This is a genomic window from Peribacillus sp. B65 (assembly GCF_058513295.1).
Map to the genome: position 1 here is coordinate 5,504,810 of NZ_CP195840.1, position 4,507 is coordinate 5,509,316.

At 35.1% G+C, this 4,507-nt stretch carries 2 protein-coding genes and 1 pseudogene; all 3 read right to left on the reverse strand.

Going from position 1 to position 4,507, the window contains the following annotated elements; translation table 11 throughout:
- Positions 1-461 precede the first annotated feature (461 nt).
- Positions 462-1,079 (reverse strand): NUDIX hydrolase, encoded by a 618-nt coding sequence (locus tag ACSR9O_RS27230; RefSeq protein ID WP_491725422.1) that lies wholly within the window; start codon positions 1,077-1,079, stop codon positions 462-464.
- 1,182 nt (positions 1,080-2,261) lie between these two features.
- A complete protein-coding gene (locus tag ACSR9O_RS27235; RefSeq protein WP_491725423.1) occupies positions 2,262-2,456 on the reverse strand; it encodes a hypothetical protein in 195 nt (64 codons plus the stop codon).
- A 518-nt stretch (positions 2,457-2,974) separates the two neighbouring features.
- Positions 2,975-4,271, reverse strand: a pseudogene (locus ACSR9O_RS27240) (IS110 family RNA-guided transposase).
- Positions 4,272-4,507 lie beyond the last annotated feature (236 nt).

Here is a 4,507-nt window from a genome sequence, read left to right on the forward strand (position 1 = left end):
AATAGTGTGTGCTCACTTAAAATTTAACGTTGGCGCTTTGTTTTGTTCAGTTTTCAAAGAGCAATTTGTTGTAGGTTTTTTTCAACTAATTCATCTTAACATAACGTTGAATAGTTGTCAACTTCTACGAAGTATTTCTTTTTTTAAAATCGCTCATTAATTAGGCGACTTCATTATCATACTGCTATTTTTCTTTAGTGTCAACATTTAATCCGTAAAATAAGAATTTCTAATAACACTTTCCTCTTGAAACCATCTTGTTAATGAATACAAAAAAAACACCGTACGTGTTTCATCATTAAATTAATCAACTGGGATGCACTAAACTGAAGATTTTATCAAAACATGCCCTTATACTATTTAATTGGATTATTCTTTTTATAAAAAAGATTGATCATTTTAATGTTCCTTAATCAACTAACGCAGCCGTTAGTTCTATAACTGGGGGCAAATTAAAAAAATCAATCAAAATAGACAGGTTCTTGCGGATTATGTAAATGTTTAAAAGCCATTTTAATTTGTGATTCTGTATTTCTAGCTATTGATAATGATGGTAGTTCATTTTCAGCAAAAAACTCAACTGCACTCGTTTCTATACCTTCTTTAGGTTGTCCACCAATTATTTCACATAGGATAAACATTTTATAAACGTGATAAAGTGAAGGAGGGTGTGGATGACACTTCTTATCAAGGACACCTAACAATTTAATTGCTTTAACATCAAACCCCGATTCTTCTTTTACTTCTTTAACTGCAACTTCACTTGGAGTTAATCCTATGTCGCCCCAACCTCCTGGTAAAGACCAATCTCCATCAGTGTTTTCTCTAACCATTAAAATCTTATTATCTCTAAAGACAACTGACCTAATATCTACCTTAGGAGTCGCATAACCAGTTTCATTGGCAAACAGATCTTTTATTACTGTCTTGTTCATATCTGTTTGATGTGACAATATTTCAATGCTTATATTTCTTACCAATTCAAATCTTTCCAAGTCATATACATCTTTCGAATAAGTTAATCCCGCCTGTGCAATGGATTGGAGTTGTTTCGCCCATTCAAGCCATTTAGGTTCCATTTATTTCACCACCATTTCAATAATACCTAAATATTACCATAAATCCTTCGGAGTTGATAATAACCTATTCAGCTAACCTGCCCCGTTAGTGCCATAAGAAAAAGGCTGCCTCAGCAACCTTGAGTCATTTACAAGAAGTAGCAATCCCTTTCGTTATTTGAATTTGTCAGGTTGTTCTACATAGAACTCTAAATACCCACATTTAGAACAAACATAAGGAGATACTTTGCTGTAAATCGGACTATCCGTGAAAAAACCTCTTGGTTCTTTGTTTATCTGGAATTCTCCTTGAATTCCTGAAATATAGGCTTTAGTAAGTTCATTGCCGCATTTACTACAAGTTTCCATTATTTATCATCCCTTATCGTTATCGTTTCCTACCCGTATTACTCTCTTTTATACGATTCCTAAATTAATAAAGTTTCAATCATTCTTCAACAAACCTGCCCCGATAGCTACATAAGAAAATGCTACCTTTAAAGACAGCTCCTACCTTCAGCTAAATCACCCGTTAGTTCATTAAGAATACCTTAAATAATTCCGTATATACCTAAAACAACACACATTAATCCTCCCAAAATAAATAAAATTTTAAGAAACCAATAATTAAATGTTAGAGGTAAGGGCGTTATATATTTGATGCGTTCAAAAAATTTTCTATTATCAAACCGATAACGAGTCGAATAAAACAATCCAGTCCACGTTGCGATAATACCAAATATAGTAGCAAATATGGACCCAAAAAAGTCTTTGTCCACTCTATTAATCCCACCTAACTTAAATTTCCTCTCTTTTGCACGTTTCCAAACCATTTTGTTTAAATCTTATTAGGCTAACCTATCCCTATAGTGAACAATAAAAAAGCTGTACGCAATGGCAGCTCCTATCTTACTGTATGGCACCTGTTAGTTTAAAAAATAAAGAGTTATTTTTTAAATAATCTTCTTATCAAGCCGTCACAAAAAAACAATACAATTGCACAAATTATTAAAAACCACCAACCAAGTCCTTTCCAATACGTTGTAGCTAAAATCGTAATCAGAAAATACCAACCTATAGTTACTACCCAGTATAAAACCTTCATTTTAACGCCCTTTCTTAACAAGATTTTTTGTAAAAGTATACTGCCCCTATAGCTACATAAGAAAAGGCAATCTTCTTAATGAAGAATCACCTGTTAGATTAATAAGGTACAACAAATATCATAATAGCCAAAATTAAAAATGGAGAAAAAACAAGTAAAAATACTATTACTCCTGTCTTCCAATTGTTTTTTATTTGAAGTAATTCTTTTTTAGCTTTTTCCTTATTTTTTAGTGACCAAATAATTATTCCAACCCAATAAATTGCTAAGAATATAAGACTTGAAGTACCCATAATACACCTCTTTTATAACTGCTAGTTAGTAGTCAAGCGTCTCTACTTAGGGGATTGTAACAAATAATCACCATTCAGTCTTTGGTGATTATTTGGGTTCTCTTATGGAACTATCCTCCCTCAATAAACTAAACACAATCTCACGATTGCTCTAGAATTCTTAGGATTTCATAGTCATATCATTAACCGTTATCTATGTAAGCTCGGCAATACTCCTACAGAATAGGGATTTACCGAAAAAAGTGCATGCTAAACTAGCCAATCTTAGGAAAAAATTGGTTTAAGCAATGTCATGATCGCACTTTAGGATATCCACATGTCTCATGGAGGTCAACCCTCCCATTTCTCACAGAGTCGATGCTCCTACATTCCTTCGTTCAACCTTTCCATGAGGTGGATGTCGGTCATGCTGCCCCACAGGATCTAAGTCCTCACGTTAGTTGCTTTGCCGACTAATCCGTGCTTCACTTTTAAATAAGTGTTAATTAAATGACCGTGTATCCTTAAAATTCAATGAACTATGCGACTGTTTGATGGTCTACAAATGTTGCCATATGAGGGATATCCTTTAACATCTTGTCTTCTTGAAACGTAAATTGTTTTTTTACCGATTGAAAACAGAATTCGAATAAGCTTGTTACACAAAGCTATCAGAGATTGCATTTTCTTTAAGGGATTGTTAGAACGTGTTGTGTAATATATATGAAGAGCTTTAAAAGCCTTGTTCTTTGCCACCAGTATCATGGCTGCCCGGAATAAGAGAGCCCTTAATTTCTTTCGTCCCCGTTTGGTAATCTTGGTCTGACCTTTGTGCTTTCCGGATGTGTTTTCTTTTAAACTTAAACCTGCTAATTTTACGATTTGGCGAGGATGTTGATAGTCTCTGAGGTCGCCGACCTCTGCGAAAAACCCTGCTACTGTATCTCGACCGATTCCTGACACCTCTAACATCTGTGTGACACCTGGGATATGGTCTAATAACTGATCTAATTGATGATCTATTTCTTCGAATTTCATTTGAATAAAATCATACTTCTCTAGTAAAGCTCTCAACTCTAATTTCGCCATAGCTGCCCCTTGACGAATACCAATCGAACGATTTGCTGCTTCTTTAAGTGCTCGTATCTTCTTTAAGCCTATACTGCGTTTTACCACTTGTCTTAGGGAAAGTAAGAGCTCTTCATCCGTATACTTTACAAGTTCATGTGGCAAGACTTCTAGTTTTAGAAAATGAATAGCTGCCTTGCCTTCCCAACTTTTGAACACCGTCAAAAATTCGGGAAAGTAACGATCAAGCCAGTTATGAACTTGTCCCTGAACGACCTGTAAATCAACGTTGAGAAGATCGCGAAGTTTTTTGGCCACTCGGAGTTCTGCATAAATTCCTCGTGGAATTGTTGGTTCGGCGTATCTTCCGTCTTTGACTAACTGTGCGATGACTTTTGCATCTTTCACGTCATTCTTTGTAGGTGAATTATCGTCTAATTCTTTACTTCGTTTAACATGTAGTGGATTGACTGATACGAACTTAATATTATTCTCTTTTAGAAGATGAGCTAGATTTAACCAGTAGTGACCGGTTGGCTCCATCCCTACAATCACTTGATTTAACTTACACCCTTTAACAAGTTGGGTAATCCAATCTAGAAACGAATGAAATCCTGCTTTCGTATTTTCAAAGAAACACGTTTTACCTAGTTCCAATCCTCTAAAATCTTGTGCTCTCGCGACATGATTGTGCTTGGCTATATCTACTCCGACAAATAAGGTTTCAGAAGTAATTTGAGAGATTTTATGATTTTGGTTATAATTCATTGTGAGACCTCCAAATAGATGTATTGTCCTTTTTAGCTGGCCAGCTCAGGACACATTCATCTTATCAAGAGGTCTTTTTTTGTTCAAACCTCATTTTCAGTTATTACAGGAATGCTGCCCCGTTTGCACAATAAGAAAATGGGATAGCCACAGCCATCCCATTCTTTAACTCTCGCACCCGTTAGTTGAACAACTCCAGGGCTTATTTAAACTGTTCATAATTTCCTTTGGATTAT